29 protein-coding genes are annotated in these 26,687 nt (G+C 71.8%); 20 read left to right on the forward strand and 9 right to left on the reverse strand.

Annotation, left to right across the window (positions count from 1 at the left end):
- Positions 1–6: 6 nt before the first annotated feature.
- From ACZ8ZB_RS21680 to ACZ8ZB_RS21735, 12 genes are all read left to right on the forward strand, one after another.
- Positions 7–1,260: an AAA family ATPase gene (locus tag ACZ8ZB_RS21680; RefSeq protein WP_470739316.1), complete on the forward strand. Its 1,254-nt coding sequence runs from the start codon at positions 7–9 to the stop codon at positions 1,258–1,260.
- 4 nt (positions 1,261–1,264) lie between these two features.
- Positions 1,265–1,657 carry a pilus assembly protein gene (locus ACZ8ZB_RS21685; RefSeq protein ID WP_470739317.1) on the forward strand — a complete coding sequence of 131 codons (393 nt, stop codon included), beginning with the start codon at positions 1,265–1,267 and terminating at the stop codon, positions 1,655–1,657.
- Between the two features lies 1 nt (position 1,658).
- Positions 1,659–2,024, forward strand: coding sequence for a TadE/TadG family type IV pilus assembly protein (locus ACZ8ZB_RS21690; RefSeq protein ID WP_470739318.1), 366 nt, complete (start codon positions 1,659–1,661; stop codon positions 2,022–2,024).
- Between the two features lie 14 nt (positions 2,025–2,038).
- A complete protein-coding gene (locus ACZ8ZB_RS21695; protein ID WP_470739319.1) occupies positions 2,039–3,376 on the forward strand; it encodes a CpaF family protein in 1,338 nt (445 codons plus the stop codon).
- 11 nt (positions 3,377–3,387) lie between these two features.
- On the forward strand, positions 3,388–4,332 hold the full coding sequence (locus ACZ8ZB_RS21700; RefSeq protein WP_470739320.1) for a type II secretion system F family protein: 945 nt from the start codon (positions 3,388–3,390) through the stop codon (positions 4,330–4,332).
- 22 nt (positions 4,333–4,354) lie between these two features.
- Positions 4,355–5,242 carry a DUF5936 domain-containing protein gene (locus ACZ8ZB_RS21705; protein WP_470739321.1) on the forward strand — a complete coding sequence of 296 codons (888 nt, stop codon included), beginning with the start codon at positions 4,355–4,357 and terminating at the stop codon, positions 5,240–5,242.
- A 405-nt stretch (positions 5,243–5,647) separates the two neighbouring features.
- Positions 5,648–6,817, forward strand: a complete 1,170-nt coding sequence (locus ACZ8ZB_RS21710; RefSeq protein WP_470741554.1) for a sensor histidine kinase — start codon at positions 5,648–5,650, stop codon at positions 6,815–6,817.
- Positions 6,814–7,677, forward strand: a complete 864-nt coding sequence (locus tag ACZ8ZB_RS21715) for a response regulator (protein ID WP_470739322.1) — start codon at positions 6,814–6,816, stop codon at positions 7,675–7,677. Before ACZ8ZB_RS21710 ends, ACZ8ZB_RS21715 begins: the two co-directional genes overlap by 4 nt.
- Positions 7,678–7,837: 160 nt before the next feature.
- Positions 7,838–8,071, forward strand: coding sequence for a hypothetical protein (locus tag ACZ8ZB_RS21720; RefSeq protein ID WP_470739323.1), 234 nt, complete (start codon positions 7,838–7,840; stop codon positions 8,069–8,071).
- On the forward strand, positions 8,068–8,682 hold the full coding sequence (locus ACZ8ZB_RS21725; RefSeq protein WP_470739324.1) for a pilus assembly protein TadG-related protein: 615 nt from the start codon (positions 8,068–8,070) through the stop codon (positions 8,680–8,682). The genes ACZ8ZB_RS21720 and ACZ8ZB_RS21725 overlap by 4 nt, the downstream gene beginning before the upstream one ends.
- Before the next feature lie 34 nt (positions 8,683–8,716).
- Positions 8,717–9,295 carry a hypothetical protein gene (locus ACZ8ZB_RS21730; protein ID WP_470739325.1) on the forward strand — a complete coding sequence of 193 codons (579 nt, stop codon included), beginning with the start codon at positions 8,717–8,719 and terminating at the stop codon, positions 9,293–9,295.
- 8 nt (positions 9,296–9,303) lie between these two features.
- Entirely contained in the window at positions 9,304–9,951 is a 648-nt protein-coding gene (locus tag ACZ8ZB_RS21735; protein ID WP_470739326.1) for an OmpA family protein, read from the forward strand.
- Between the two features lie 32 nt (positions 9,952–9,983).
- Here ACZ8ZB_RS21735 and ACZ8ZB_RS21740 read toward each other — a convergent pair whose 3' ends face one another.
- A complete protein-coding gene (locus ACZ8ZB_RS21740) occupies positions 9,984–10,352 on the reverse strand; it encodes a DUF192 domain-containing protein (protein WP_470739327.1) in 369 nt (122 codons plus the stop codon).
- 127 nt (positions 10,353–10,479) lie between these two features.
- On the opposite strand from ACZ8ZB_RS21740, the gene ACZ8ZB_RS21745 reads away from it, so the two are divergent.
- Positions 10,480–10,953, forward strand: coding sequence for a hypothetical protein (locus tag ACZ8ZB_RS21745; protein ID WP_470739328.1), 474 nt, complete (start codon positions 10,480–10,482; stop codon positions 10,951–10,953).
- Between the two features lie 91 nt (positions 10,954–11,044).
- Here the strand turns inward: ACZ8ZB_RS21745 and ACZ8ZB_RS21750 are convergent, their stop codons facing one another.
- A complete protein-coding gene (locus tag ACZ8ZB_RS21750) occupies positions 11,045–11,395 on the reverse strand; it encodes a hypothetical protein (protein ID WP_470739329.1) in 351 nt (116 codons plus the stop codon).
- A gap of 265 nt (positions 11,396–11,660) precedes the next feature.
- Here ACZ8ZB_RS21750 and ACZ8ZB_RS21755 point away from each other — a divergent pair, with 265 nt between their 5' ends.
- The 6 genes from ACZ8ZB_RS21755 (at position 11,661) to ACZ8ZB_RS21780 (ending at position 19,202) form a co-directional block, all read left to right on the forward strand.
- Complete coding sequence (locus ACZ8ZB_RS21755) at positions 11,661–12,536, forward strand: LLM class flavin-dependent oxidoreductase (protein WP_470739330.1); 876 nt, start codon at positions 11,661–11,663, stop codon at positions 12,534–12,536.
- A 43-nt stretch (positions 12,537–12,579) separates the two neighbouring features.
- Positions 12,580–13,389, forward strand: a complete 810-nt coding sequence (locus tag ACZ8ZB_RS21760; protein ID WP_470739331.1) for a methyltransferase domain-containing protein — start codon at positions 12,580–12,582, stop codon at positions 13,387–13,389.
- Positions 13,390–14,134: 745 nt separating this feature from the next.
- On the forward strand, positions 14,135–14,908 hold the full coding sequence (locus tag ACZ8ZB_RS21765; protein ID WP_073932231.1) for an isoprenyl transferase: 774 nt from the start codon (positions 14,135–14,137) through the stop codon (positions 14,906–14,908).
- Positions 14,909–15,213: 305 nt separating this feature from the next.
- Complete coding sequence (locus tag ACZ8ZB_RS21770) at positions 15,214–16,539, forward strand: PhoH family protein (protein WP_470739332.1); 1,326 nt, start codon at positions 15,214–15,216, stop codon at positions 16,537–16,539.
- Between the two features lie 408 nt (positions 16,540–16,947).
- Complete coding sequence (locus ACZ8ZB_RS21775; RefSeq protein ID WP_470739333.1) at positions 16,948–17,646, forward strand: aggregation-promoting factor C-terminal-like domain-containing protein; 699 nt, start codon at positions 16,948–16,950, stop codon at positions 17,644–17,646.
- Between the two features lie 143 nt (positions 17,647–17,789).
- Positions 17,790–19,202, forward strand: a complete 1,413-nt coding sequence (locus ACZ8ZB_RS21780) for an AI-2E family transporter (RefSeq protein WP_470739334.1) — start codon at positions 17,790–17,792, stop codon at positions 19,200–19,202.
- Between the two features lie 273 nt (positions 19,203–19,475).
- On the opposite strand, the gene ACZ8ZB_RS21785 is transcribed toward ACZ8ZB_RS21780, so the two are convergent.
- A complete protein-coding gene (locus tag ACZ8ZB_RS21785; protein ID WP_470739335.1) occupies positions 19,476–20,009 on the reverse strand; it encodes an alkyl hydroperoxide reductase in 534 nt (177 codons plus the stop codon).
- A 6-nt stretch (positions 20,010–20,015) separates the two neighbouring features.
- Positions 20,016–20,570, reverse strand: a complete 555-nt coding sequence (locus ACZ8ZB_RS21790; RefSeq protein ID WP_470739336.1) for a peroxiredoxin — start codon at positions 20,568–20,570, stop codon at positions 20,016–20,018.
- 133 nt (positions 20,571–20,703) lie between these two features.
- Here ACZ8ZB_RS21790 and ACZ8ZB_RS21795 point away from each other — a divergent pair, with 133 nt between their 5' ends.
- Positions 20,704–21,648, forward strand: a complete 945-nt coding sequence (locus tag ACZ8ZB_RS21795; RefSeq protein ID WP_470739337.1) for a LysR substrate-binding domain-containing protein — start codon at positions 20,704–20,706, stop codon at positions 21,646–21,648.
- 21 nt (positions 21,649–21,669) lie between these two features.
- Here the strand turns inward: ACZ8ZB_RS21795 and ACZ8ZB_RS21800 are convergent, their stop codons facing one another.
- The 5 genes from ACZ8ZB_RS21800 to ACZ8ZB_RS21820 all read right to left on the reverse strand — a co-directional run bounded on the left by ACZ8ZB_RS21800 (position 21,670) and on the right by ACZ8ZB_RS21820 (position 26,554).
- A complete protein-coding gene (locus tag ACZ8ZB_RS21800) occupies positions 21,670–24,006 on the reverse strand; it encodes an ABC transporter permease (protein ID WP_470739338.1) in 2,337 nt (778 codons plus the stop codon).
- A complete protein-coding gene (locus tag ACZ8ZB_RS21805) occupies positions 24,003–24,698 on the reverse strand; it encodes an ABC transporter ATP-binding protein (RefSeq protein ID WP_470739339.1) in 696 nt (231 codons plus the stop codon). Before ACZ8ZB_RS21805 ends, ACZ8ZB_RS21800 begins: the two co-directional genes overlap by 4 nt.
- Positions 24,695–25,219: a PadR family transcriptional regulator gene (locus ACZ8ZB_RS21810; RefSeq protein WP_030830521.1), complete on the reverse strand. Its 525-nt coding sequence runs from the start codon at positions 25,217–25,219 to the stop codon at positions 24,695–24,697. Before ACZ8ZB_RS21810 ends, ACZ8ZB_RS21805 begins: the two co-directional genes overlap by 4 nt.
- A 148-nt stretch (positions 25,220–25,367) precedes the next feature.
- Positions 25,368–25,622 carry a type II toxin-antitoxin system antitoxin gene (locus tag ACZ8ZB_RS21815; protein ID WP_470739340.1) on the reverse strand — a complete coding sequence of 85 codons (255 nt, stop codon included), beginning with the start codon at positions 25,620–25,622 and terminating at the stop codon, positions 25,368–25,370.
- A complete protein-coding gene (locus tag ACZ8ZB_RS21820; protein WP_470739341.1) occupies positions 25,619–26,554 on the reverse strand; it encodes an SPFH domain-containing protein in 936 nt (311 codons plus the stop codon). Before ACZ8ZB_RS21820 ends, ACZ8ZB_RS21815 begins: the two co-directional genes overlap by 4 nt.
- Between the last annotated feature and the right edge of the window lie 133 nt (positions 26,555–26,687).

The raw sequence follows: 26,687 nt of genomic DNA on the forward strand, positions 1-26,687 counted from the left end.
GCCCGCATGCCCACGAGGATCCTCCCGGCAGTCGGCGACGCGGACGCGGTCCGGTCCCTCACCACACTGCTCAGCCAGCTCCCGGACGCCGAACCGGTCGCCCCGGTGACCGACTCCACCCAGCTCGTCGACACCCTCGCCCGGCTGGCCGCCGAGTCCGTCGACGAACTGCCCGAGGTCGTGGTCGTGCACGAGCGGATCGGCCCCGTCCCCGCCCTGGAGCTGATCCGCGAAGTCGCCCTGCGCTTCCCGGCCGTCGGCGTCGTCCTCGTCACCTCCGACGCGAGCCCCGGCCTCTTCCAGGCCGCCATGGACCACGGCGCCCGCGGCCTGGTCGCCCTCCCGCTCAGCTACGAGGAACTCGCCAGCCGCGTCCAGGCCGTCGCCCAGTGGTCCGCCGGCGTACGACGCCACCTCGGCTCCGGCGGCGACGTGTTCACCGGCGTCGGCGGCACCGTCGTCACCGTCAGCGGCGCCAAGGGCGGCGTCGGCGCGACCCTGACCGCCGTCCAGCTCGCCCTCGCCGCCCAGGCCTCCGGCCGCGCCACCGCCCTGGTCGACATGGACCTCCAGACCGGAGACGTCGCCGCCTATCTGGACGTCCAGTTCCGCCGTTCCGTCGTCGACCTCGCCGCCATCAACGACATCTCCCCGCGCGTCCTCGCCGACGCGGTCTTCCGCCACGACACCGGCCTCGCCCTGCTGCTCGCCCCCGGCGAGGGCGAACGCGGCGAGGACGTCACCGACCGCGCCGCCCGCCAGATCGTCAGCGCCCTGCGCTCCCGCTACGAGGTCGTCGTCATCGACTGCGGCGCCCAGCTCGGCGGCGCCGGCGCGGCGGCCGTGGAGATGGCCGACACCGCCCTGCTGGTCACCACCCCCGACGTCATCGCCGTACGGGGCGCCAAGCGGGCGGTGCGGATGTGGGACCGGCTGCAGATCCGCAAGGCCGAGGAGACCACCGTGGTCGTCAACCGGCACACCCGGTCCACGGAGATCCAGCCCCCGCTCATCCGGAAGATCACCGGCACCGCCGTCGCGGCCACCGTGGTCCCCGCCCACTTCAAGGAACTCCAGGCCGTCGTGGACGCCGGCCGCGTCCACGAACTGGAGAGCAGGAGCACCGTCAAGCAGGCCCTGTGGAACCTGGCCGGCGAACTCGGTCTGGTCAAGGCGGCGCAGGGCGACCGGAAGGCGGGCCGGCCGCGCGGCGACCGCGGGTCGGTGAGCTTCCGGCGGCGCAGGGACTCGGGGGGATGAGGCGATGAGGACGGCGGCGTCACGGCGACCGGACGACCGGGGCCAGGTCACCATCGAGTTCCTCGGCATGACCCCCACGATCCTCGTGACGCTGGTGGTGCTGTGGCAGCTCGTCCTGGTGGGGTACGCGTTCACGCTCGCGGGGAATGCTGCGGACGAGGCCGTACGGGCGGCCACGGCGGCGGAACCGGGCGCACGCCAGGGCGCCTGCCGGGCGGCCGGGCTGGACAAGCTGTCGGGAGCGTGGGCGGGGGGAGCGACCGTGAACTGCACGACCTCGGGCGACTTCGTCACCGCCGACGTGAAGCTGGACGTCCCCCTCCTCTTCCCCGGCGTCGTCTCCCTCCCCCTCGACGTGGAGGGGCACGCGGGCGCGGTCGAGGAGGAGACGGACTGACATGCCGTACACGCCGTACGCACGCCGCCCCCGCGACCGCGGCCAGGTCGCCCTCGAGTACCTCGGCTTCCTCCCGGTCCTGCTCGTCGTCGCCATGGCCGCCGTACAGCTCGGCCTGGTCGCCTACACCGCCCAGCAGGCCGGTACGGCGGCCCGCGCGGGGGCGCGCAGCGCCTCGCTCGACCGGGCCGCCGGACCGGCCTGCACGGCGGCGGTCAGCGACTGGCTGGCCGGACGCACCGCCTGCGCGGTGGCGGAGGGCGGCGACGAGGTCGCCGTCACCGCCACGATCCGCATCCCGTCGATCGTCCCCGGCTGGAACTTCGACCCCGTCCGCAAGACCGCCACGATGCCGGTCGACCACTGAGGAGCGAGCGACCCATGAGCCTGCGGGCACGCATCAACTCCCCCGAGGAGACGTCCGGCCGGGGCGAGGACGGCCACCTGGTCGCCTCCTACCGGGCCAAGCTCCTGGAGGAGATCGACCTCGCGGAGATGAGTTCGCTGGCCGCGGCCGAGCGCCGGGCCCGGCTGGAACGCGTCCTCGGCCACATCATCAGCCGCGAGGGCCCGGTCCTGTCGACCGTCGAACGCTCCCAGCTGATCCGCCGGGTCGTCGACGAGGCGCTGGGCCTCGGCATCCTGGAACCCCTGCTGGAGGACGCGTCGATCACCGAGATCATGGTGAACGGCCCCGACGCGATCTTCGTGGAGCGCGGCGGCCGGGTCGAGCAGCTCCCGCTCCGCTTCGCCTCCGACGACCAGCTCATGCAGACGATCGAACGCATCGTCTCCACGGTCAACCGCCGCGTGGACGAGTCGAACCCCATGGTCGACGCCCGCCTCCCCTCCGGGGAGCGCGTCAACGTCATCATCCCGCCGCTCTCCCTGACCGGCGCCACCCTCACCATCCGCCGCTTCCCCCGCTCCTTCACCCTCCAGGAGCTGATCGGCCTGGGCTCCCTCGACGAGCACACGCTGTACCTGCTGGCCGGCCTGGTGCAGGCGCGCTTCAACGTCATCGTGTCGGGTGCGACGGGCACCGGCAAGACGACCCTCCTCAACGCCCTCTCCGGCCTGATCCCCGAGCGTGAACGCATCATCACCATCGAGGACTCCGCCGAACTCCAGCTCCAGCAGCCGCACGTCATCCGCCTGGAGGCCCGCCCGCCGAACGTCGAGGGCAAGGGCCGGGTGACCATCCGCGACCTCGTCCGCAACTCCCTCCGCATGCGCCCCGACCGCATCGTCGTCGGCGAGGTCCGCGGCGGCGAGTCCCTGGACATGCTCCAGGCCATGTCGACGGGCCACGACGGCTCCCTCGCGACCGTCCACGCCAACAGCGCCGAGGACGCCCTGATGCGGCTCCAGACCCTCGCCTCCATGTCCGACGTGGAGATCCCCTTCGTCGCCCTGCACGACCAGATCAACAGCGCCGTCGACGTCATCGTCCAGCTCACCCGCTTCGCCGACGGCGCCCGCCGCATCACCGAGGTCGCCCTGCTGGAGAGCCACGGCTCGGAGCCGTACCGGCTGGCCACGGTCGTCCGCTTCCACGCCCGGCCCATGACCGCCGACGGCCGCGTCCACGGCGCCTACGAGCACTACCCCCTCCCGCGCCGCACCGCCGACCGCCTCCACATGGCGAGCCAGCCCGTCCCCCAGGCGTTCGGCATCGCCCAGTCCTACGACCAGCTCGCCACCCGAGAAGCCAGGTAGGAACCGTCCCCATGGATCTGCAGAACCTGATCACGCTGACCACCGGCGTCACGCTGCTGGCCTGCGTCCTCGCGGTCGTCGGCGTGCACGCGTACGCCACCGGCAGGGCACAGCGGCAGGCGCTGGTGGACCGGCTGTCGGCCACCGGCCAGATCCCCGTCGCCGGCCGCCGGCGCCGCTTCCCCGCCCTGGACCGCCGCCTGCGCCGCACCGCGCTCGGCAAGAAGCTCGAACTGCGCCTGGCGGCCACCGGCCTGGACGTCACCCCCGGCGAGTTCTTCGTCTGCATGCTGGCCACGGCCGCCGGCCTGTGGCTCGTCGGCCAGGCCGCCCTCGCCCCCTTCTTCGGCCCGATCGCCGGTCTGCTCGGCATCGGGGTGGCGCTGCAGTTCCTCAACTGGCAGCGGCAGAAGCGCATCGAGAAGTTCATCAACCAGCTCCCCGAGCTGGCCCGCATCCTCGCCAACGCCACCCAGGCCGGCCTCGCCCTCCGCACGGCCGTCGGCATGGCGGCGGAGGAGCTGGAGGCCCCGGCGGGCGAGGAACTGGCCAAGGTGGCCAACCAGCTGGCGGTGGGCGCGTCGATGGACGACGCCCTCGGCGAACTCGCCGACCGCCTCCCGTCCCGCGAGCTCGTCGTCCTGGTCACCACCCTCGTGCTGTCCAACCGGGCGGGCGGCCAGGTGGTGAGCGCCCTGCGGAACCTGACGGAGACGCTGGAGGAGCGGAAGGAGACCCGGCGGGAGGTCCGTACCCAGCTCTCCCAGGTCAGCATGACGTCGTACGCCGTGCCCGTCCTCGGCGTCGGCTCGTTGTTCCTGATGAACGGGGTGAAGGACGGCGCCCTGGAGCGCATGACCGGCTCCCCGGCCGGACAGGCCGCGGTGATCGTCGCGTTCGGTCTGTACGCCGTCGGCTTCGTCCTCATCCGCCGCCTGTCCCGCATCGACGTCTGAACGGCGAGGAGGACCGACCGACATGGCACTTCTGCTCGCCCTCCTGACGGGCCTCGCCGTCTACGGCGTCTTCGCCGGCGTCCGCATGTACCGGGCGGAGGTGAAACTCCCCAGCGACCTGGCCCTCGCCCTGGAGGTCGGCTCCACCCGCACGGGCGCGGTCGACTCCCTCGTCGACCGCCTGGGCATGCGCTACGCCCCCGCCGTGCTGCGCCTCATGGGCCCCGGGCAGGTCGTCAAGTACCGCCGCAAGATCGACCTGGCGGGCAACCCCGGCGGCCTCACCCTCGACCGCTACGCCGCCCGCCGCGCGGTGTACGGCTTCCTGGGCGCCGTGGGCTGCCTGGTCTTCCTGATGCGCGGCCAGCCCTTCATGGCCCTGCTGCTCCTCGCCTTCGGCGCGTTCTGGACGGAGGTCGGCATCTGGTCGGCGATCCGTGTCCGCAGGGACGTCATCGAGCGGACGCTGCCGGACTTCCTGGACGTGCTGGCGGTGGTGGTGAGCGCGGGCCTGGGCTTCCGGCAGGCCCTTGACCGGGTGTCGTCGAAGTACGAGGGTCCGTGGGCGGACGAGCTGCGCATCACGCTCCGCCAGATGGACCTGGGCATGAGCCGCAGGCAGGCGTTCGCGGAGCTGCGCCGCCGCAACGACTCGGAGCAGGTGGCGATGTTCGTCACGGCGTTGCAGCAGGGTGAGGAGCTGGGCGCGCCGATCGTGGACACGCTGGTGTCCCTGGCCAAGGACATGCGCCGTACGGACGCGCAGAACGCCCGCCGCAAGGCGGCCCGCGCGGTCCCGAAGGCCACCATGATGATCACCACGTTCATGGTCCCGGCCACGATGATCCTCCTCGGCGCCGGCCTGATCCTCGGCTCCGGCATCGACTTCGGCGCGGTCACGGGCGAGTAGGACAGGGGGCGGGGTGCGATGACGACGGCCGGGGAGCGCACGGGGCTGTTCCGCCGCGCGCCCAGACCCTCGGAGATCACCACCCCGCCGACGGGCACGGTCCTCCCGCCCCACGCGAGGACGGGCGCCCCGGACGTCCCGGCGACCTCGGCGACCCCGGGACTGCCCCCGGGCTGGGAACCGGCGGAGCCCGATGAGGGGGACCCGGGCGGGAACGCCGCCGACGGCGCCGGACCCCCACAGGCGTCACCCGCGCCCGGCGACGAAACCCGCACGGCCGGTGCGGGCGGGAACCTCCGTCCGGCCGAAGGCCGGACGCACCCCCCACGACCCGCACCAGATGTGCAGATCCAGGTGAACGCCCTGCAAGCCCTGTGCCGGCAGGCGTTCGGCTTCAGGCTGGCGATGATCGCCCTGGCGACCCCCTCCGCCCTCCTCAACGCCGCCCCCGGCTGGAGCACCCGCCTCGTCGCCCTCGCCGTCGTGGCCACCTTCATGGCCTCCTACGTCCTCTTCAGGGACTGGGAACGCTTCGGCCCCCTCCTCCTCCGCCACCCCAGCCTCCTCGCGGCGGACACCCTCTTCGGAGCCCTGCTCCTCATCTCCGCGGGCCCCGACACCACCCTCGCCTACGTCAGCGTCTGCACGCCCCTCCTCGCGGGCCTGATCTACGGCTGGCGCGGCGCGGCCGTCTTCGCCTCCCTCCAGGGCCTGATCCTCCTCCTGGTCCACGCGGCCCTGGACAACCCGCACACGGACCCGGCGGAATCACTCCTCCTCCCCGGCCTCTGCGTGATCGCGGGCGCGGTCGGCTCCAGCCTCCGCAACCTGATGCTCCGGCTGGGCACGGCGACCCAGGCCCTGACCGAGGTCCAGGCCCGCCTGGCCGTCACGGAGGCGGTCAGCGCCGAACGGGCCCGCCTGGCCCGCGAGATGCACGACTCGGTGGCGAAGACCCTCCACGGGGTGGCCCTGGCGGCGGACGGCCTGGCCGGCACGGCGGGCGCCCCGCACATGGACCCGGCCCTGGTGAGACAACAGGCGGAACTGGTGGCCCGCTCGGCCCGCAGAGCCGCCGCCGAGTCCCGCGAACTCCTGGCCGACCTGCGCAGCGAGTCGGACCCGGGCCAGGGCACGGACGTCCTGGCGGAACTGGCCGCCCGCACCCGCGACTTCTCCGCCCGCACCGGCGTGCCCGCGGCCTACCGTCCCACCGGCGAGCACGCGGTCCCGCCCGTCCCGCCCGCCGTGGCCCGCCAACTCCTCACCATCGCCTCGGAGGCCATGGAGAACGCCCACCGCCACGCACGGCCGACCAGGGTCGACGTCCACGCCGGGGTCCACGGCGACCTGCTCCGCATCAGCGTGTACGACGACGGCACCGGCCTCCCGCCCGGCACCGACCTCGGACAACTGCGCCGCACCGGTCACTTCGGGCTGGTCGGCATGGTCGAGCGGGCGGCCTCGGTCGGCGCCCGCATCCGCATAGGCCGGGGCACGCACACCCGAGGCACCGAAGTCCGCCTGGAACTCCCGCTGGCGGCCGTGACGACCCCCACGGAGGCCACCCCGTGACGACACCGCCCAATCCCTTCGCGAACGTCCCGCCGCCGGCTCCCCTCCGGGTCGTCGTGGCCGACGACAACCCGGTGGTCCGCGCCGGCCTGACCGCCCTCCTCACCGGCCGCGGGGGCATCACGGTGGTGGCGGAGGCGGCCGACGGCCGGGAGGCCTGCGATGCGGCCCGCGCGCACCGTCCCGACGTGGTCCTCCTGGACGTCCGCATGCCCGGCGTGGACGGCATCTCGGCACTCCCGTACCTGGTGCGGATCGCTTCCGTGGTGATGCTGACGTACAGCGGGGAGTCGGAGATCGTCCAGGAGGCCCTGCGCAGGGGAGCGGGCGGCTACCTGGTCCACGGCGAGTTCACGGCGGACCAGTTGGTGTCGGCGATCCGCGACATCGGAGAGGGCAGGCCCCACTTCACCCCCACAGCGGCAGGAGCGTTGCTCTCGCAACTCCGCCAGGACCCGCGACCACCCGGGACGCTACCGGAGGGACTGGGAAGTGCACGGACAACTGACACAGCAACAAGCGGAGTCGACCTCTCCCACATCCCACCCTCACCTACTTCTGCGGAAAACCTTTCGCAACTGCAACCGGATGTGGCACGATCGTCGTCTGGGTGGACAGGCGGCCGTCCGGCCGCTCCCGACAGGTCGAGGTACCGACTCAGCGCGAGGGAGGCGGAGATCATGGACCTCATCGCGTCCGGCATGACCAACCAGCAGATCGCCGCCACGTGCTTCATCAGCGAGAAGACGGTCAAGAACCACATCAACCGCATCTTCGCGAAGCTCCACAGCACGAGCCGTTCCGAGGCCGCGGCGAAGTGGCTGGGCACGGCACCGGGTTCGGGCCGAGGGACGGGGTGACCTCCGGTGACGGCGAGGGGAACGAGGAACTGGGACCGCCCCTGGGCCCGGAATTGGGCCCAGGGGCCCTCTGACGGACCGGGCTCCCACCCGTACGGTGCGGATGCCGAAAGCGGCCCCACGAGACAGGCCGCTACCGCGTCAGCCGGAGGGGAACACCATGAGCGACCTGATGACGAAGACCGCCGTCGCGACCAAGGTCCGGGTCAACGGCTGGAAGAACACGACGGTCGAGGCCCTGCAGCGCCGCAACGCCGACAAGGGGCAGACCGCGGTCGAGTACCTGGGCATCATCGCGGTGGTCGTGCTGATCGTGCTCGCGATCACCGGCACCAGCATCGGCCAGACCATCCTCGGCAAGATCAACGATCAGATCTCCAGGGTCGCTCCTTGACGCGATTCCGCCGCTACGGCGACGCAGGGCAGGCCTTCCCCATCTACATCACGGTGGTGGGGGGCCTGCTCTTTCTCGCGTTCGCGTACTTCGCGGTCGGCCAGGCCGCGGTGAACCGGAACGGCGCGCAGACCGCCGCCGACGCGGCGGCGCTCGCGGCGGCACAGGACACGCGGGACGCGCTCGCGGAACGGTGGATTCAGGACCTGCTCAATCCGGAGAAGTGGCAGGCCATCTTCAGCGGGAACGTCGACGGCATCGGTCTCACCTGCGGACGCGCGCACGAGCTTGCCGCGCGGAACGACGCCCGTGTGATCGGATGCGATCCGGCGGGCCTCCTCGGCTACAGGGTCGAGGTGGAGACCAACAAGACCGTCGGAGACTCGATCGTCCCCGATACGGAGAACCGTCGCTCCGACGCGACCGCCACCGCTGTGATCGAACCCCGCTGCACTTTCCCGCCCCCGTCCGAGGACGCTGAAGAAGCTGAGGAAGACGTACTGCCGCTGCTCAGCTGCAAGGGCGGCGAGGAATGGGAGCTGGACCCGAAGGAGCCCGTCGAACTCCTGCCGCAGCCCGAGGACCTGTTCGACGTCCACCTGGCCGACTGACAAGCGAACGACGAGTGATGAAGGAAGCGGAGAGATGAGCATTCGGATCACTGCGCGGGCCCGCAGGGGGATGGTCGCGTTGACCATTGCGGCCGGTCTTGCCGTGGGCGCCGTGGGCTGTGGCGGTGGAGGAGATGACGACAAGCCGAGTCCTTCGGCGTCGGCCTCCAAGGACAGTGGTTCCAATCCGAGTGCCCAGGAGGAGGAGGCGGAGACTCCTCTGGCCGAGCTAAGAGGCACAGACGGACTGCTCCTTCAGATCACCTCCGCTGCACGGGATTCCGGCGGCTTCGTCACCGTGAGCGGGAATCTCAAGAACGACGGTGCGGAGTCAGTGGCCGTTCCGCCTCAGATGAGCGGGGACGAGACCGAGGTCATCAAACACGGTCCGTCGCTCGGTGGCGCCACCCTCGTGGACTCGAAGGGGAAGAAGCGCTATTACGTGCTGCGAGACACGGATGGCCGACCACTGACCACAACAGGTCTTGCCACCCTCAACGCAGGTCAGACCCTGCCTGTCTTCATGCAGTTCCCCGCACCGCCTGCGGACACGGTCGAGGTCGACCTTCAGGTACCGACGTTCGCCAGCGGCACGATCAAGATCTCCGGGTGAGGCCGGCCATGACTCGCACCCCGACCCGCCTGGCGCCGCCCCGCCTTGCCCTGGCCCTGTCGGCCGCCACGGTCATGGTCGCCACCCACCTGTACGGCGCGGTGGTGGCCCACGCGGACGACGGCCCCAGCGTTCCGCCGGGAACCGAGGCGTCCGCGTCCGCACCCGTCGAGGTCGACCCGAACGACCCCGACCTCAAGCTCCCGGAGGGCGCCACCCTCACCGAGCCCAAGGTCCTCGACATCAAGCAGATCGTGGAGGACAAGAGCGGCGACGAGCGCCGTGAGGACACCAACTCCGACGTGACGTTCGCGCTCCAGGCCGAGGTGCTGTTCGGCAAGGACAGCGCCAAGCTCGGCGCGGAGGCGAAGGCCCGCATCGTCACGATCGCGGGTGAGATCAAGACGCAGAACGCGACGAAGGTCCGCGTCTTCGGCTTCACCGACAACCTGGGCTCGTCCGCCCACGGCGACGTCCTGTCCCGGCAGCGCGCCAACGCCGTCCAGGCCGTCCTGGGCCGGCAGTTGAGCGACGCGAACATCACCTACGAGGTGCGCGGTTACGGCGAGCAGTACCCGATCGCCGACAATTCCACGGAGGCCGGCCGCAAGAAGAACCGCAGGGTCGAGATCACCTTCCCGCGCACGGCGGGCTGAGCCGACCGGAGCAGGTGGTCGGCGACGGCGCCCTAAAGGTCCACCTCGACCCGGGCCCCGACCCGCAGCCCCCACCCCTCCATCGCCCCGGCCTCGGCTTCCAGCACGTGCCGTGCCCGGAGCCGGGGCAGACCGAGCCGCCCCGGCGGCATGGTGCGGACGGCGACGACCCGGAGCCGCCGGTCGAGGTAGGCGACGTCGATGGGCATGCGCATGCGGAAGGTGTGCACGCTGTTGGCGGGCGAGAGCAGCAGGGCCCCGTCGAGGGAGTCCCGCCCCAGCAGCCCTTTCGTACGGGCCCGGTAGGAGGCGGCGATCTCCAGCGGAACGCGCGCCGCAGGCCGCTCCCCGCCCTCCCCCCGCACGACCAGCTCCCCACGCCCGTCCCGCCAGCGTCCCATCCCCGACCGCCCCCTCCGACGAACCGTCCGCACCGAACGTATCTCCGGCGCGCCCGGAAGGCGGAAATCTCGCACCACACCTTCGTCGACCCGGCTTGTCTGAAGTAGTTCAGATGTCATGGTTGGCATGACCGTTCGCAGCTTCTCGCACAGCGCCTTCCTTCGCGGCCCGACCCAGGTGCTGCCCTCACTGGATCACGCCGACGTCATACCGGAACGCCGTGACGAGGACGACCTCGCACTGATGCGGGAAGAGCGGTTCGAAGCGACCCTCAGCGGCATGCGCCTGGCCGCACGGTCGCTGGCCGTTCTGGCCGTTCTGGCCGACCGGCACCGGCCGCTGGCCGAGGAGGCCCTGGCCGAAGGGCTGCCCTGGTTGCACTGGCTGCCCGAGCACGAGCGGCACACCTGCGTACGCGAACTGCCGGCGGACCTGATCGCCGGCGCCGGCACGGGACTGCTGCAACCGTTCGCACGCGGTCTCACCTCCTGGCGTTCCACGGCTGAGGCGTGGTCCGACCCGCAGAGGGCGAGCGAGCTCCAGGGCCCGTTCCCCGGGGACGGGCCGGAGCTCCCCCGGCCGGCGGAAGCGGCCTCGTGACGGGTCGTGGGGAGGAACTCTCCCGTCCGAAGCCGTGACTGGTCCGTGCGGCCGACCGGCGAGCACATGCCGGATGGCAGCAGTCACTACGTCAGGTGCCCGACAATCTCGACCGGGCCTGGGTGGGCACCGCGAAGACGCTGTCCTGCGGGAGGCCGCCGCCGGGCACGGTGAGGCCCTCGGCCACCACCTCACCCTGGACCAGCACGTCCATCGGCGCGTACCCGAGGTCGGAGCCGAGCTTGGAGACCGGGGCCGTGACGGTGAGCGTCGCCCGGGGGACGTCCTCCGGGTCCTCCACCTCGAAGTCCGGCGTCACGCTCCCGCCCGCGCTCAACGCCACGTGCGACCCGGCGAACCGGGCCCCGCAAAACCCGGCCTCGGCGTTGGCCAGCCGAGTCGGATCGACGGAGAAGTCGGCGTAGGCGGCCTCGAAACCCATGACGGCTTCCGCTCGTGATGGGACGTCAGTGAACGCCGCCGGACGGCGGCGACCTGCGATCCAGGACCCCAGTGGGCGGGGCTGACAACGACGGCGGCACGGGCGGTGGCGTCCGTGCCGCAGAAGGAAGCGGGCTTCGGGGTTCCCCGGTCCTCACGGCCCTCGTCACCGGCCACCCGCTCGGGGAGCCGAGCGGACCCGCACGTCGACGGCCCACCGGGAGCGTCGGTTTCAAGGGCCCCTCCCGGCTGGGTAGGGAACCCCCATGACCACACTCGGCGCAGTCTTCCGTCCTCAGCTCGCCCCCGAGCGGCTCCGTTCCGTCGCCCGGCTCGCCGACGACGTCGGGCTCGAGGAGCTCTGGCTGTGGGAGGACTGTTTCAGGGAGGGCGGGATCTCGACCGCCGCCGCCGCGCTGGCGTGGACCGAGCGGGTGCGGGTCGGGGTCGGGCTGCTGCCCGTGCCGCTGCGGAACGTCGCCATGACGGCCATGGAGGCCGCCAGTCTGCACCGGATGTTCCCGGGGCGCGCGGTCCTCGGCGTCGGCCACGGGGTGCAGGACTGGATGGGACAGGTCGGGGCGCGGGCCGAATCGCCGCTCACCCTGCTGCGGGAGCACCTCGTCGCGCTGCGGGCCCTGTTGGGAGGGGAGCGGGTCACCACCGAGGGGCGGTACGTCAGGCTCGACGACGTCGCCCTCGACTGGCCGCCACGGGAGCCGGTGGAGGTGCTCGCCGGCGCCACCGGGCCCCGGACCGTGCGGCTCACCGGCGAGGCCGCCGACGGGACCATCCTCACCGCCGGCACCTCACCCGAGGGGGTGCGACGGGCGCGCCGGCTCATCGACGAGGGACGGGCCGCGGCGGGGCGTACCGACACGTCCCACAAGGTCGTCGTCTACCTGCTCGCGGCCACGGGGGCCGGCGCGGGTGAGCGGCTGCGGGCCGACCTGGTCGCCGAGGGGGTCGGCGGGGAAGCGGATCTCGGGGTCGCCGGGGACGCGGAGGCCGTCGCCAAGGCCGTACGGCGGCTCGCCGAGGCCGGGGCCGACTCGGTCGTTCTCCAGCCGACCGGCGACGAGCCGGACCCGGAGGGGTTCGTGCGGTTCGTGGCGGAGGAGGTGCGGCCGCTGGTGCCGTAAAACCGGGGGACGGCGCGGGGGTCCGCCGGGCATGATCGGCGCCATGACGGACAGGGCGGGCCGCCGTACCTTCGAGGACCTGATCGCGGAAGGCGCCTCCGTGCCCACGGAGGGGTGGGACTTCTCCTGGTTCGAGGGGCGGGCCCACGAGGCCCGGCCCTCGTGGGGGTACGCCACGGCGATGGCCGGGCGGCTGGGACGGGCCGACGCCGTGCTCGACCTCCAGACCGGGGGAGGGGAGGTCTTCGACTTCGCCCTCGCCAACGCCCCGCGCAGGCCCCGGCTCGCCGTCGCCACCGAGGGCTGGCCGCCCAACGTCGCCAAGGCCACCGCGCTGCTCCGGCCGCGCGGTGTCGCCGTCGTGGCCTCGCCCGAGGACGCGCCGCTGCCCTTCGCGGACGGGGCCTTCGACCTCGTCGTCAGCCGGCATCCCGTCGAGGCCCCGTGGGAGGAGATCGCGCGGGTGCTCGAGGACGGTGGCGTCTACTTCGCCCAGCACGTCGGGCCCGGCAGCGTGCACGAGCTCGTCGAGTACTTCCTCGGGGCGCAGCCGGAGGAGCGGCGCGACGCGCGGCACCCGGACCGCGAGCGGCGCGCGGCCGAGGCCGCCGGGCTCGAGATCGTCGACCTGCGGGCCGAACGGCTGCGCGTCGAGTTCCACGACATCGCCGCCGTCGTCCACTTCCTGCGCAAGGTGATCTGGATGGTCCCCGGTTTCACCGTCGAGGCGCATCTGCCGCGGTTGCGCGCCCTGCACGAGCGGATCGAGGCCGAGGGAGCCTTCGTGGCCCACAGCACCCGGCACCTCCTCCACGCCCGCAAGGGCGGAGCCGGCCGCACCGCGCGTCTGTGAGTTTCCGCATCTTCATGGGGAGAGGCTGGCCCGCGGAGCGGAGGATCACATAGGTTCGGACCACGATGATTCGCGTCAGCAAAGCTGCGCGGGGCGGTGGTACCGCGCAGTGGAGGGGGCTGCGCGGTGCCCGAGCCGGCCTCCTCGGGTCAATCCGGTGTCCGTGTCCGGGGCGCCCGTCGGAGGGATGACCGGAAGTGCGGTCACCCTGGTGGCGGATGGTGTCACTTTCGGCGCAAGGCCCCCTCACTGCTCGGCTTTCACGTGATTTCGCCGCTTTTCGGCCACCTCGGAGCCCCGGAGGGCGCCTTCCGAGGCCGTCTGGGCGTCGCCGGGCGGTTTCGGAGAGTAGTTGTGGCGCGCCGATGTACGCAGCATCACTTACGAAGGGTTATGGTGGAAACCCCCCCTCGGGCCGGTCCGTCTCCCCCCCACGGACCGGCCCGTTTTTCCTTGGCCCCGGGCGAGCGCCCGACGGGGCGACGGTCGGGGGGCGGCGGACACACCGCACGCGGTCCCCGCACATGTGCGGCGGCCGTACGGGTGAGGGGCCGCGTGCCGCCGGGCGGTCGGCGAGTGCGGCCACCCCGGCCTTTGGGGCCCTCCGCCCCGGCAGGGGTACGCTTCGCCTTCGGGGGCCGCCATACGGACAGGGGCCACCCGCGGCTGAGACCGGGCCGCCCGCCGCGCGACGCGGCGGGGCGCGCCGCGCCTGTCCGATCCGTACGGAGGGGCTGACGATCACGTGAACCTGCGCGACAAGCTGCGTGGCCTGCTGGTCAGGCTGTACGCACGCCGGGTGGAAGGTCACCTGGACACCGCTCAGGTGCCCAAGCACATCGGCGTCATCATGGACGGCAACCGTCGCTGGGCGAAGGCCGCGGGCTCCAGCACCGTCCACGGCCACCGGGCCGGCGCGGACAAGATCGGTGAGTTCCTCGGCTGGTGCAGCGAGACGGACGTCGAGGTCGTCACCCTCTGGCTGCTGTCGACGGACAACTTCGACCGGCCGAAGGAGGAGCTCGTCCCGCTCCTCGGCATCATCGAGGACGTGGTGCGCACCCTCGCCGCCGACGGACGCTGGCGGGTGCATCACGTCGGCACGCGCGACCTGCTGCCCTCCGGGATGCAGACCACCCTGAAGGAGGCCGAGCAGGCCACCGCGGACGTCGACGGCATAGTGGTCAACGTCGCCATCGGATACGGCGGTCGCCAGGAGATCGCCGACGCGGTGCGCTCCATGCTGCTGGACGCCCACGAGCAGGGCACGTCGATGGACGAGCTCGCCGAGGCCGTCGACATCGACATGATCGGGCGTCACCTCTACACCCGGGCCCAGCCCGATCCGGACCTCGTCATCCGCACCAGCGGTGAGCAGCGGCTGTCCGGATTCATGCTCTGGCAGACCGCGCATTCGGAGTACTACTTCTGCGACGTGTTCTGGCCGGCCTTCCGCAAGGTCGACTTCCTGCGCGCGATGCGCGACTACGCCGCCCGCCACCGGCGCTACGGCGGCTGAGCACACCGCGCATCCACCGCAGGTCACACGGAGTTCACCGGCGCGCCGTCATATGCCGTGGCATGGCGGCGTCCGTTCGAGGGCATAACCCAGGCAGGTCGACACCCGAACCACGGGTGTCGGATCTCAGCGGGCGGCACAGGCGCCGTCCGCCCGGGAGGCCCTTTGCACCAGCCCGACCGTGCGGTCACGGCACGGAAGAAGCGGCGGAGGGCCGGTTTCCGGCCCGCTGTGCACGAGGGCCGTCGACCGGTCCAGCTCCGCCTCGTCGCTCCCCGACCTCATCCGAGGGGGTACGTCCTTCCGTGGTGACCAGCGCAAAGCGCCACAAGCCAGACCGGCGCACCTATGTTCTCGACACCAGTGTCCTGCTGGCCGATCCAGGCGCCCTGAGCCGCTTCGACGAGCACGAGGTCGTGCTCCCCATCGTCGTGGTGACCGAACTGGAGGCCAAGCGGAACCATCCCGAACTCGGCTATTTCGCCCGCCAGGCGCTGCGCCTGCTGGACGACTACCGGGTGCGGTACGGCCGCCTCGACGCCCCCATTCCGACCGGGGACCTCGGCGGGACCGTGCGGGTCGAGCTCAACCACTCGGACCCCAGCGTGCTGCCCAGCGGCTACCGTCTGGGGGACAACGACTCCCGCATCCTCGCGGTCGCCCGCAACCTGCAGGCCGAGGGGTTCGACGTCACCGTCGTGTCGAAGGACCTCCCGCTCAGGATCAAGGCGTCCTCCGTGGGCCTCCTCGCCGAGGAGTACCGCGCGGAGCTCGCCATCACGGACTCCTCCGGCTGGACCGGAATGTCCGAACTGGCCCTGCCCGGCGAGCAGGTGGACGTCCTCTTCGAAGAGGGCCGCGTGTACGTGCCCGAGGCCGCGCACCTGCCCGTGCACACCGGGCTGACCATCCAGTCGGAGCGCGGCAAGGCGCTCGGGCGGGTCACCGCCGACGGCAACGTGCGGCTGGTGCGCGGCGACCGGGAGGCGTTCGGCATCAAGGGCCGCAGCGCGGAGCAGCGGATCGCGCTCGATCTGCTGCTCGACCCGGACGTCGGGATCGTGTCCATGGGCGGCCGGGCCGGCACCGGCAAGTCGGCACTGGCCCTGTGCGCCGGCCTGGAGGCGGTGCTGGAGCGCCGTCAGCACCAGAAGGTGATGGTCTTCCGTCCGCTGTACGCGGTGGGCGGCCAGGAGCTCGGCTATCTGCCGGGTTCCGAGGCGGAGAAGATGAGCCCCTGGGCGCAGGCGGTGTTCGACACGCTGTCGGCGGTCACCAGCAGGGAGGTCATCGAGGAGGTCACCGCGCGCGGCATGCTGGAGGTCCTGCCGCTCACCCACATCCGGGGCCGCTCGCTGCACGACGCGTTCGTGATCGTGGACGAGGCCCAGTCGCTGGAGCGGAACGTCCTGCTGACCGTCCTGTCCCGTATCGGGGCCAATTCCCGGGTCGTCCTGACCCACGACGTCGCCCAGCGCGACAATCTGAGGGTCGGCCGGTACGACGGCGTGGTCGCCGTCGTCGAGAAGCTGAAGGGGCATCCGCTGTTCGCGCACGTCACCCTGGCGCGGTCCGAGAGGTCCCAGATCGCCGCGCTGGTGACCGAGATGCTGGAAGACGGACAGATCTGACCCGCGGCTTCCCGTGAGGGGCGGTCGCCCCGTGGTCGGCGCCGTCCGGAAAGGCGTAGAGCCTAGCCGGGCGGCGTCGGCGCGTGTGCGGATTTCCGGAATCCCTCAGGACCAAACGGGATGTGAGCTTTCACACGCAACGGATAATTGCCTTGCGGCGTCGGGTTGCGGCAGAGTCTCACTCCTGTCAGGCCCCGCATACGACACACCTGTACCCCCAGCGGTATAGCACCACAGTCTCAACTCCATAGCGTCGTCGTATGCCGCCCGAGCACCACGCGGCGCTCCCTCGCAGGAGTTGCCCACCGGGCCCGCGCCTCCCGTGACCCGTAGTTGGGGAGGCCAGTGCCAGGGGCACGATTGCGTCCGCGAGGGTCACCGAAGCGGGCGATGCTGGAAGGAAACCGTGTGAGCCGGATCTCGGTCCGGGGATTCGCAGTGGCCTCGGCCACCGCGGTCACCGCTGTCGGAAGCGTCGTCGGTGTTGCCTCGGGCAGCACCGCGCAGGACAACGACGTCGAAGCGACGGCAAGCGGCACCACGCTGCTCGCGGACATCCCCGCGGGCCAGCAGGCCCAGGTGCAGACCGCCTCCCTGACGCAGCAGGCCGAAACGATGGCCATCGCCGCGGACGCGAGCGCCAAGAAGGACGCCGAGGAGGCCGCCCGCAAGGCCGCCGCCCAGACGGCGGTCGCGAAGAAGAAAGCGGCCCAGAAGGCGGAGCAGCAGGCCAAGAAGGATCGCGCGGAGGCCAAGGCCGCCGCCAGCCGTTCCGCGACCCGTGACGCGTCCAGCTTCGCGGTCCAGTCGTCCTACACGATCGCCGAAGTGCAGTCCATGGCCCGGCAGATCGTCCCGGCGGACCAGTTCCAGTGCTTCAGCAACATCGTGGACCACGAGTCCAGCTGGAACTACCGGGCCGACAACCCCACCTCCGACGCCTACGGCCTGGTGCAGGCGCTCCCGGGCTCCAAGATGGCCTCCGCCGGAGCCGACTGGGCGACCAACCCGGCCACGCAGATCAAGTGGGGCCTGGGCTACATGAACGACCGCTACGGCAGCCCCTGCGGCGCCTGGAACTTCTGGCAGGCCAACCACTGGTACTAGGAGTACCGGGAACTCCTCGGCCCCGCCCCGCTCAACCACGGCACAGCCCCGCACCGTCCTACGGTGCGGGGCTTTCGCCATGTACGGTCTGACCGACGGCTCCAGGGGGAGTGGTGGGGAGAGACGGGGGAAGAGGACGGATCATGTCGCGAGTGCCAGGGTGGCTCGGCCGGGTCGGAGCCCGACTGACCGAGGTCAGCAGGCGGCTGGAGGAGCGCCGCGCCGAGGTGGAGCGGGATCCCCGACTGGATGTCGCCGCCGCGCCGGAACCCGAACCCGAACGGGTGAAGACCCCGGGCCCCGTCCCCGAGTCGTCGCTCGCGTACACGGCCACCGTCGTCCCGGCCCGCCCCGACCCGGCGCAGGCCGTGCCCTGGGGAGTACGGGTCGCGGCCGAGGCCGGCTGGCGGCTGCTGGTGCTGGCCGGCACGGTCTGGGTGCTCATGCGGGTCATCAGCGCCGTCCAGCTGGTGGTGCTGGCGTTCGTGGCCTCGCTGCTGATCACCGCGCTGCTGCAGCCGACGGTGGCGCGGATGAGGCGGCTCGGCGTGCCGCGCGGGCCGGCCACCGCGCTGACGGCGCTGTTCGGGTTCGTCGTGATCGGTCTCATCGGCTGGTTCGTGACCTGGCAGGTCATGGAGAACATCGACCACCTCTCCGACCAGATCCAGGACGGCATCGACGAGCTGCGCAACTGGCTCCTCAACAGTCCCTTCCACGTCACCGACAAGCAGATCAACGAGATCGCCAAGAACCTGCGGGAAGCGGTCGGCGCCAACACCGAGCAGATCACCTCGGCGGGCCTGGAGGGCGTGACCGTCGTGGTCGAGGCGCTCACCGGCATACTGCTGGCGGTCTTCTCGACGCTGTTCCTGCTCTACGACGGCAAGCGGATCTGGGAGTGGTCGCTGAGGCTCGTTCCGGCGGTGGCCCGTCCGGGCGTCGCGGGGGCGGGCCCGGCCGCGTGGCGGACGCTGACGGCGTACGTGCGCGGCACGGTGATAGTGGCTCTGATCGACGCGGTCTTCATCGGTCTCGGCATCTACTTCCTCGATGTGCCGATGGCGGTGCCGCTCGCCGTGTTCATCTTCCTGTTCTCGTTCATCCCGCTGGTGGGTGCGGTGGTGTCGGGAGCGCTGGCGGTGGTCGTCGGGCTCGTCACCCAGGGCGTGTTCACGGGCGTCATGGTGCTGGTGGTGGTGCTGGCGGTGCAGCAGATCGAGGGGCACATCCTCCAGCCGTTCATCCTGGGCCGCGCGGTGCGGGTCCATCCGCTGGCGGTGGTGCTGGCGGTCGCCTCGGGCGGCATGGTGGCCGGCATCGGCGGGGCGGTGGTGGCCGTGCCGCTGGTCGCGGTCACGAACACCGTCGTCGGTTATCTGCGCGCCTACTCCCACGAGACGGCCTCGATCCAGGCGCCCCGGCCGCGCGGCGCCACGGCGATGTCCGAACCGGGCGCTCCGCTGCCGGCGGCGCCGGGTGAGGGACCGGCGCCTCAGCCTCCGACGCCGGACACGGACGCGGAGGAGCGGCCGGGGGGCACGGGCGAGGAGTAGCCGCGGGTGACCCGACACCCCGGCTGCGGGCAGCCGTGCCGCACCGCGTCGCCGTGGCTGCGGGCCGGGGGGGGCGCGGCCCGGCGTCTGCGGGATGCCTCCCCACTCTCGACTCCGCTCGAGCGGGGGACCCCCATCGCCCACCCGTGCGGCCCTGCGGCACGACTGCCCGTGGGGACGCGAAGGCGTGGAGACGTGGAAACGCGGGCGCACGGGACGGGCCCGCCCACCGGTCGGGGTGGGCGGGCCCGTGGCGCGGGGCGGTGGGCGGGGTTACTCCGCGAGGGCCGCTTCCGCGTCCAGGGTGGCGGCGACCGCCTGGACCACCGAGGCGATCTTGAACGCCTCCTGGACGACCTCGCGCTCCACGCCGGCCTTGCGCAGCACCTGCTCGTGGGAGTCGAGGCACATGCCGCAGCCGTTGATCGCGGAGACCGCGAAGGACCAGAACTCGAAGTCGACCTTGTCGACGCCCGGGTTGCCGATGACGTTCATCCGCAGACCGGCGCGCAGGTTGCCGTACTCGTGGTCCGACAGCAGGTGACGGGTGCGGTAGAAGACGTTGTTCATCGCCATCACCGCGGCGGCGGCCTTGGCGGCCGTGTACGCCTCCGGCGACAGGTTCGCCTTCGCCTCAGGCTCCAGCTCGCGCAGCACGATCGCCGAGCGCGAGGCGATCGCCGTCGACAGCACCGTGCCCCACAGCCGCTGGGCCGACAGGTCGGAGTTGCCGATGACCGAGCCCAGGTTGAGCTTCAGGTCCTTGGCGTAGTCCGGTATGCGGGACTTCAGGGAGTCGAGCGACATGTCAGCTCACTCCCCGGCCAGCAGCGCGACCGGGTCCAGGGTCTCGTCGCCCTTGGTCCAGTTGCACGGGCAGAGCTCGTCGGTCTGCAGGGCGTCCAGGACCCGCAGGACCTCCTTGGGGTTACGGCCGACGGAGCCGGCGGTCACCATGGAGAACTGGATCTCGTTGTTCTGGTCCACGATGAACACGGCACGCTTGGCGAAGCCGTCCTCACCCTCGATGCCCAGGTCGCGCATCAGTTCGTGCTTGGAGTCCGCCATCATGGGGAACGGCAGGTCGCGCAGGTCGTCGTGGTCCTTGCGCCAGGCGTGGTGGACGAACTCCGAGTCGCCGGAGAAGCCCAGGACCTGGGCGTCACGGTCGGCGAACTCGTCGTTCAGCTTGCCGAAGGCGGCGATCTCGGTCGGGCACACGAAGGTGAAGTCCTTGGGCCACGCGAACACGATCTTCCACTTGCCCTCATAGGTCTTGTGGTTGATCGTCTCGAACTCCTTGCCCTTCTCCAGCGAGACACAGGCGGTCAGTTCGAAATCGGGGAACTTGTCACCGACAGTGAGCACGGGCTCTCCTTGCAGCGGGGAAACACCCGGATTGCGGACATTTCCCATGGGTTGGACCTTGTTGATGTTGGCACACCGTGTATTGATTAGTGAAATAGCTACACTCGGTCGTGTTGATCGGAGGTAGCTATCAGTGACCGTGGGCAAGAGGCGCAGACAGCCCAGCTTCGCTCAGCTCCGCGCGTTCGCCGCGGTGGCCGAGCATCTGCACTTCAGGGACGCCGCCTCGGCGATCGGGATGAGCCAGCCGGCGTTGTCGGGCGCCGTGTCGGCGCTGGAGGAGACCCTCGGCGTCACCCTCGTGGAGCGTACGACGCGCAAGGTGCTGCTCTCCCCGGCCGGTGAGCGGCTCGCCGTCCGCGCCAAGGCGGTGCTGGAGGAGGTCGGGGCGCTGCTGGAGGAGGCGGACGCACTGCGGGCGCCGTTCACCGGGGTGCTGCGGCTCGGCGTGATCCCGACCGTCGCGCCCTATCTGCTGCCGACGGTCCTGCGACTGGTCCGCGGCCGCTATCCGCTCCTCGACCTCCAGGTGCACGAGGAGCAGACCGCGAGCCTGCTGGACGGGCTGGCCGGCGGCCGGCTCGACCTGCTGCTGCTCGCCGTGCCCCTCGGCGTCCCCGGCGTGACCGAGATCCCCCTCTTCGACGAGGACTTCGTGCTGGTCACCCCGCTCGGCCACCGCCTCGGCGGCCGGGAGGGCGTCCCCCGCTCGGTGTTGCGCGAGCTGAACCTGCTGCTGCTCGACGAGGGCCACTGCCTGCGTGACCAGGCCCTGGACATCTGCCGGGAGGCCGGGCGGGCCGACGTCCCGGCCACGACGACGGCGGCCGGACTGGGCACGCTCGTCCAACTGGTCGCGGGCGGCCTCGGGGTGACCCTGCTGCCGCGTACCGCCGTCCAGGTCGAGACCGCCCGCTCCAACCGGCTGCTCACCGCCCGCTTCGCCGACCCGGCCCCTTCCCGCCGCATCGCCCTCGCCATGCGCACGGGCACGGTGAGGGCGGCGGAGCACAGGGAACTGGCGGCGTCCCTGCGAGCGGCGATGCGGGACCTGCCGGTACGGATGGCGGGGAGCTGAGCGCCCCGCCGTCCGTGCCGTTCACTCCGTCCGGAGGCCGTCCGGGCGCATCATGCGCAGCAGCGGGGGGAGGCTCAGCAGGGTCACCGCGAGGACCACGCCCGCGCCCACGCCGGTCATCCGGAAGATGCTCGGCCAGTCCACGCCGACCGGTGTCGCGGCCATCTTCAGCAGCACCGCGCCCAGGGCCACGCCCACCACCGAGGCCAGCAGCAGCCCCAGGGCGATCGGGATCGCCGTCTGCCACAGCACCGACAGGCTCAGCGTGCGGCGCCGGGTGCCGAAGGCGACCAGGGCCGACAGCAGCTTGCGGCGCTCCCGCAACTGCTCCAGCTGGGAGACCAGCAGACTCGCCCCGATCAGCGCCAGTACGGCCACGGCGCCGACGAACAGGCCCGTACGGATCGACTCGTAGCGGTCGGAACGCTCGGTGGCGGACCACGTCAACGGAACGCTCATCGGATCGATCTCGGCCGCCGCGTTGCGCACGTACTCGCGGACGTACGGCACCGAGTCGTCGATCACCAGATACAGATCCCCCTTGACCTCCTCCGCCATGGCCGCGGGCATCGCGCCCGGGGTCATCAGGAAGCCGTTGCGCTTGTCGCCGGTCGGGTCGTCGATCGAGTCGGCCTGCTTCACCCCCTCCGGGAGCGTCCAGGTGACGGCCTCGGTCTCCGCGGGGCCCTCGGGCGTCTCCAGGTACAGCTTCCGGCCGGGCTCGTTCAGCGCCGCGGTCTCGTCGTCGTAGTCGCCGCCGCGGAGCGTGAACGCGTCACCGTCCCGGCAACCCGGCAGCTTCGCGACCTCCCGCAGGGTGGCGCAGTCGCCGATGGTCAGCCGCGCGCCGTTCTGCGGCTCCTTCTGCGGCGGCGCGTCATAGAGGTACCCCTCGGACAGGGCGTGCACCTGGCGTACGCCCTCGGTCCTCTCCAGCTTCGTCGCGGCCGCGGCGAGTTCCGTGCCCTGGGGCACCCTCACCTGCATCTGGGCCCGTGTCACGTCGTAACCGGTGTTCTTGGTGTAGTCGTCCTCCACTCCGGCGAACAGCATCTGCAGCGCGATCGCGCCGGCCACGGCCACCGCGATGCCGTTGACCATGCGGGCCGCCGTACCGCTGCTCAACTGGAGTCGACGCACCGCGAGCTGCCAGGACACGCTGCCCGATCCGAGCCGGGCGACGACCGTCTCCACGATCCACGGAAGCAGCGCGGTGACGCCGACGAGCAGACAGACGACACCGCCGGTGACCAGGTACTGGTTGAAGTCCCCGTTGTCCCGGCCCTGGCCGGTCATGGGGGACAGCATGCCGATCCCGGCCAGCGGCAGCAGCAGCCGCCACCACAGCCTGCGACGGGCCGGCCGCGCCGTGCGCACCACGCCCAGCGGCTCGATGACCACCCCGCGCAGCGCCAGCAGCGTCACCAGCACCGCGGCCCCCGGAACCGCCACCGCGACCAGCAGCGCCAGCAGCGGCGAGGGGTTCAGATAGCTCGGGAAGACACTGATCCGGAACACCTCGACGGACGCCGCGAACTCACGCCCCGCCAGGAAGAACCCGGTGCCGAACACCAGCCCCAGCAGCGCCCCGCCGAGCGCCTCGCCCGCGGCGATCCGCCGGGTCATGCCGCCGTCGGAACCGACCAGCCGCAGCGCGGCCAGCCTGCGGTCGCGCCGTTCGCCGCCGAACCGCACGGCCGCGGCGATGAACACGGCGACCGGCATCAGCAGCACCACGAAGACGACCAGGACCAGCAGCATGAGGACCGGGTCCATCTCCTCCTCGATCGGGTTGGGGTCCCCGAAGGAGTCGATGCGGCCCACGGTCCCGTCGCCGGCCCGGTCCGCGAGGCCCTCGGCGCCCGCGTAGTAGGCGAGCTCCTGCGAGCCGATGAGCCCCTGCTCGCCGATCGTCCCCACGACGTCGTACGGCAGCCGGTCCCGCAACAGCCCGCCGCCGTCGGAGTCGAGGAGTTCCTTCAGCGCGGGGGAGACGACCATGTCGCCCGGCGCGGGGAACTCCCGCAGGCCGGGCGGGAGCGGGGCCTTGCCGCCCTCCGGCTCCAGCAGCCGGCCGCGGATGTCCCGGCCGTCGAACTCGGTGTCGGTGTCCGCGGTCACCAGGGTGTCGTCGGCGCGCTCGATCTGCTCACCGTAGGTGTAGTTGAGGCGCGCCTCCCCCCGCCGGTCCCGCTCCGCCAGCGCGCCCGGCAGGGCGGTGGTGAGCAGCAGCAGCGCCACGCCCAGCCCGACGCCGACGGCGGTGAGCAGCGCGCGGGTCCAGCCCTCGCGTCCGCCGGCGAAGGCGAACCGCAGCCCCATGCCGAGATCCCGCGCCCACTGCCGTGCGGCACTCATACGACGCGCTCCATGTCCCGGGACTTCCCGTCGCGCACGACGACCTCGCGGTCGGAGTACGCGGCCACCCGCGCCTCGTGGGTGACGAGGACGACGGCGGCGTTGGTGGACCGGGCGGCCTCGGTGAGCAGCTCCATCACCCGCTCGCCGTTGAGCGAGTCCAGCGCGCCGGTCGGCTCGTCGGCGAACAGCACCCGCGGGCCGGTGACCAGCGACCGGGCCACGGCGACCCGCTGGCCCTGACCGCCGGAGACCTCGCCGGGCCGCTTCTTGCGGACGTCGTCGACCTCCAGGCGCTCCATCCAGGCCAGCGCGGCCCGCTCGGCCTCCTTGCGGGGCGTGCCGTTCAGCCGCAGCGGCAGGGCGACGTTCTCCACGCAGGTGAGCTCCGGGACGAGCTGCCCGAACTGGAAGACGAAGCCGAACTCCGAACGCCGCAGGGCGCTGCGCTCGGCGTCGCTCATCGTGGTCAGCTCACGCCCGTTGTACATGATCGACCCGGAGTCGGGGGTGACGATCCCGGCGAGGCAGTGCAGCAGCGTCGACTTGCCCGACCCGGAGGGCCCCATCACGGCGACGACCTCGCCGGGGTGGATGGAGAAGGCGGCGCCGTCGAGCGCGGTGGTGGGGCCGTAGGCCTTGCGCAGGTCCTGGGCGGTGAGCAGGGAGCCGGCGGGAACGGGGGCGGTCATCGGGTCACCGCCGCACGGAGCTTGTCGAGACGCGCCGCGGTCAGTTCCAGCCAGCGCAGGTCGGCCTCGAGGTGGAACAGGGCGTGGTCGCAGATGAGCTGGTCGGCGAGGTCGCCGGTGCGCTTGCGGTCGGTGAGGATCCGCATGCCGCGCAGGTGCTCCGAGCGCTGGGTGTCGAGGATGTCGGCGGCGTCCCGGCTGGTGAGCAGGGCGAGGACGACCTTGGTGTAGAGCGTGGACTGGAGGTACGGCTCCGGCTTCTCCGGCGTGGCGAGCCAGCGCTCGACATCGGTGATGCCGGCCTCGGTGATCGCGTACCGCTTCCGCTCGGGACCGCCGCCGGTCTCGATGCCGTCGACCTCGACGAGCCCGTTCTTCAGCAGGCGGGACATCGTCGAGTAGACCTGGCCGTAGTGCAGCGGCCGGTCGTGACCGAACTTCTCGTCGAAGGCCCGCTTCAGGTCGTAACCATGGCGCGGGCCGGACTCCAGGAGTCCCAGGAGGGTGTGACCGATGGACATGCGGAGCACTCTACACACGGTGTATACGCAGTGTGTATACGCGGGGTGCGCGGCACGTGGTCAGGGGCGGGAAAGCCCAGGTGGGGGCCGATTGTCACGGTTCTGCCACCGGGGCCCGGGCGCGATCGGCCCGGCCGGGCGAGGCCGCTCAGGCCGAAGGGGGTCCGGAGGCGGAGCCCCTGGGGGGACGGCCCCGGCGGGGCAGGGGCCCCGCCTCGCCGGGCAGCCTCCCGGCCTCCGCGAGAGCCCGCCGCAGCAGGAACTCGATCTGCGCGTTCGCCGAGCGCAGCTCGTCGTTGGCCCAGCGCGCCAGCGCCTCGTACACCGAGGGGTCCAGCCGCAGCAGCACCTGCTTGCGCTGCGGCCGGCCCTGGGGGGCCGGGCCCCCGGACGGAGTCGTCACTGGTAGAGCGTCCCGGTGTTGAGGACCGGCTGGGCGGAGCGGTCACCGCACAGCACCACCATCAGGTTGGACACCATCGCCGCCTTCCGTTCGGGGTCCAGCTCCACGATGTCCTGCTCGGCGATCCGGGCCAGCGCCGACTCCACCATGCCCACGGCGCCCTCCACGATCTTCTGCCGCGCCGCCACGACGGCGCCCGCCTGCTGCCGCTGGAGCATCGCCGAGGCGATCTCGGGAGCGTACGCGAGGTGGGTGAACCGGGACTCGATGATCTGCACCCCGGCCGCCTCCACGCGCGCGTGCAGTTCGACGGCGAGCTTCTCGGTGATCTCCTCGGCGTTGCCGCGCAGCGAGAGGCCGTCCTCGTCGTGGGCGTCGTAGGGGTACTCGATGGCGATGTGCCGCACGGCCGCCTCGGTCTGGGTGGAGACGAACTCGACGTAGTCGTCCACCTCGAAGGTGGCCTGGGCGGTGTCCTCCACCCGCCACACCACGACCGCGGCCAGCTCGATCGGGTTGCCGTAGGCGTCGTTCACCTTCAGGACGGCGGTCTCGTGGTTGCGCACCCGCGTCGATATCTTGGTGCGCGAGGTGAGGGGGTTCACCCAGCGCAGCCCGTCCTGCCGGATCGTGCCCCGGTAGCGGCCGAAGAGCTGCACCACCCGCGCCTCGCCCGGCGCCACCATGTTCAGCCCGCACATCGCGAGGAACGCGGCGACGGCGACCAGGATGCCGCCGATGATCAGCAGGGCCTTGGCGCCGGCCCCGCTCACCGCCGTGGCGCCGATGATCATCCCGATACCGGCCATCAGGCCGACGAGGCCGAGCAGCAGCGCCAGTCCGCCGCCGATGCTGTGCGCCGCGAACTCCCGCACGCGCGGGGCCGGCATCTCGGGCACATCGGCCGTGACCTGCGTGTCGTGTGTGGACATGGGTGATCCCCCGTTTCTCCGGGCGCCCGCCGAGCGGCTAGCACCTGTCTAGCTAAGTGATAGCACTTTACCCGATCACGGCAACCCCGCACCCCTCTCGTACGTCGGTTCCATTGGGCCGGGTGCTGATTGT

It is taken from the genome of Streptomyces sp. 12E, from assembly GCF_055633275.1.

Excerpts from the sequence above, each read along its gene's own strand:
- ACZ8ZB_RS21680 (WP_470739316.1), top strand. The coding sequence starts at position 7 with ATGCCCACGAGGATCCTCCCGGCAGTCGGCGACGCGGACGCGGTCCGG.
- ACZ8ZB_RS21685 (WP_470739317.1), top strand. The coding sequence starts at position 1,265 with ATGAGGACGGCGGCGTCACGGCGACCGGACGACCGGGGCCAGGTCACC.
- ACZ8ZB_RS21690 (WP_470739318.1), top strand. The coding sequence starts at position 1,659 with ATGCCGTACACGCCGTACGCACGCCGCCCCCGCGACCGCGGCCAGGTC.
- ACZ8ZB_RS21695 (WP_470739319.1), top strand. The coding sequence starts at position 2,039 with ATGAGCCTGCGGGCACGCATCAACTCCCCCGAGGAGACGTCCGGCCGG.
- ACZ8ZB_RS21700 (WP_470739320.1), top strand. The coding sequence starts at position 3,388 with ATGGATCTGCAGAACCTGATCACGCTGACCACCGGCGTCACGCTGCTG.
- ACZ8ZB_RS21705 (WP_470739321.1), top strand. The coding sequence starts at position 4,355 with ATGGCACTTCTGCTCGCCCTCCTGACGGGCCTCGCCGTCTACGGCGTC.
- ACZ8ZB_RS21710 (WP_470741554.1), top strand. The coding sequence starts at position 5,648 with ATGATCGCCCTGGCGACCCCCTCCGCCCTCCTCAACGCCGCCCCCGGC.
- ACZ8ZB_RS21720 (WP_470739323.1), top strand. The coding sequence starts at position 7,838 with ATGAGCGACCTGATGACGAAGACCGCCGTCGCGACCAAGGTCCGGGTC.
- ACZ8ZB_RS21730 (WP_470739325.1), top strand. The coding sequence starts at position 8,717 with ATGAGCATTCGGATCACTGCGCGGGCCCGCAGGGGGATGGTCGCGTTG.
- ACZ8ZB_RS21735 (WP_470739326.1), top strand. The coding sequence starts at position 9,304 with ATGACTCGCACCCCGACCCGCCTGGCGCCGCCCCGCCTTGCCCTGGCC.
- ACZ8ZB_RS21740 (WP_470739327.1), bottom strand. The coding sequence starts at position 10,352 with ATGGGACGCTGGCGGGACGGGCGTGGGGAGCTGGTCGTGCGGGGGGAG.
- ACZ8ZB_RS21745 (WP_470739328.1), top strand. The coding sequence starts at position 10,480 with ATGACCGTTCGCAGCTTCTCGCACAGCGCCTTCCTTCGCGGCCCGACC.
- ACZ8ZB_RS21750 (WP_470739329.1), bottom strand. The coding sequence starts at position 11,395 with ATGGGTTTCGAGGCCGCCTACGCCGACTTCTCCGTCGATCCGACTCGG.
- ACZ8ZB_RS21755 (WP_470739330.1), top strand. The coding sequence starts at position 11,661 with ATGACCACACTCGGCGCAGTCTTCCGTCCTCAGCTCGCCCCCGAGCGG.
- ACZ8ZB_RS21760 (WP_470739331.1), top strand. The coding sequence starts at position 12,580 with ATGACGGACAGGGCGGGCCGCCGTACCTTCGAGGACCTGATCGCGGAA.
- ACZ8ZB_RS21780 (WP_470739334.1), top strand. The coding sequence starts at position 17,790 with ATGTCGCGAGTGCCAGGGTGGCTCGGCCGGGTCGGAGCCCGACTGACC.
- ACZ8ZB_RS21785 (WP_470739335.1), bottom strand. The coding sequence starts at position 20,009 with ATGTCGCTCGACTCCCTGAAGTCCCGCATACCGGACTACGCCAAGGAC.
- ACZ8ZB_RS21800 (WP_470739338.1), bottom strand. The coding sequence starts at position 24,006 with ATGAGTGCCGCACGGCAGTGGGCGCGGGATCTCGGCATGGGGCTGCGG.
- ACZ8ZB_RS21805 (WP_470739339.1), bottom strand. The coding sequence starts at position 24,698 with ATGACCGCCCCCGTTCCCGCCGGCTCCCTGCTCACCGCCCAGGACCTG.
- ACZ8ZB_RS21810 (WP_030830521.1), bottom strand. The coding sequence starts at position 25,219 with ATGTCCATCGGTCACACCCTCCTGGGACTCCTGGAGTCCGGCCCGCGC.
- ACZ8ZB_RS21820 (WP_470739341.1), bottom strand. The coding sequence starts at position 26,554 with ATGTCCACACACGACACGCAGGTCACGGCCGATGTGCCCGAGATGCCG.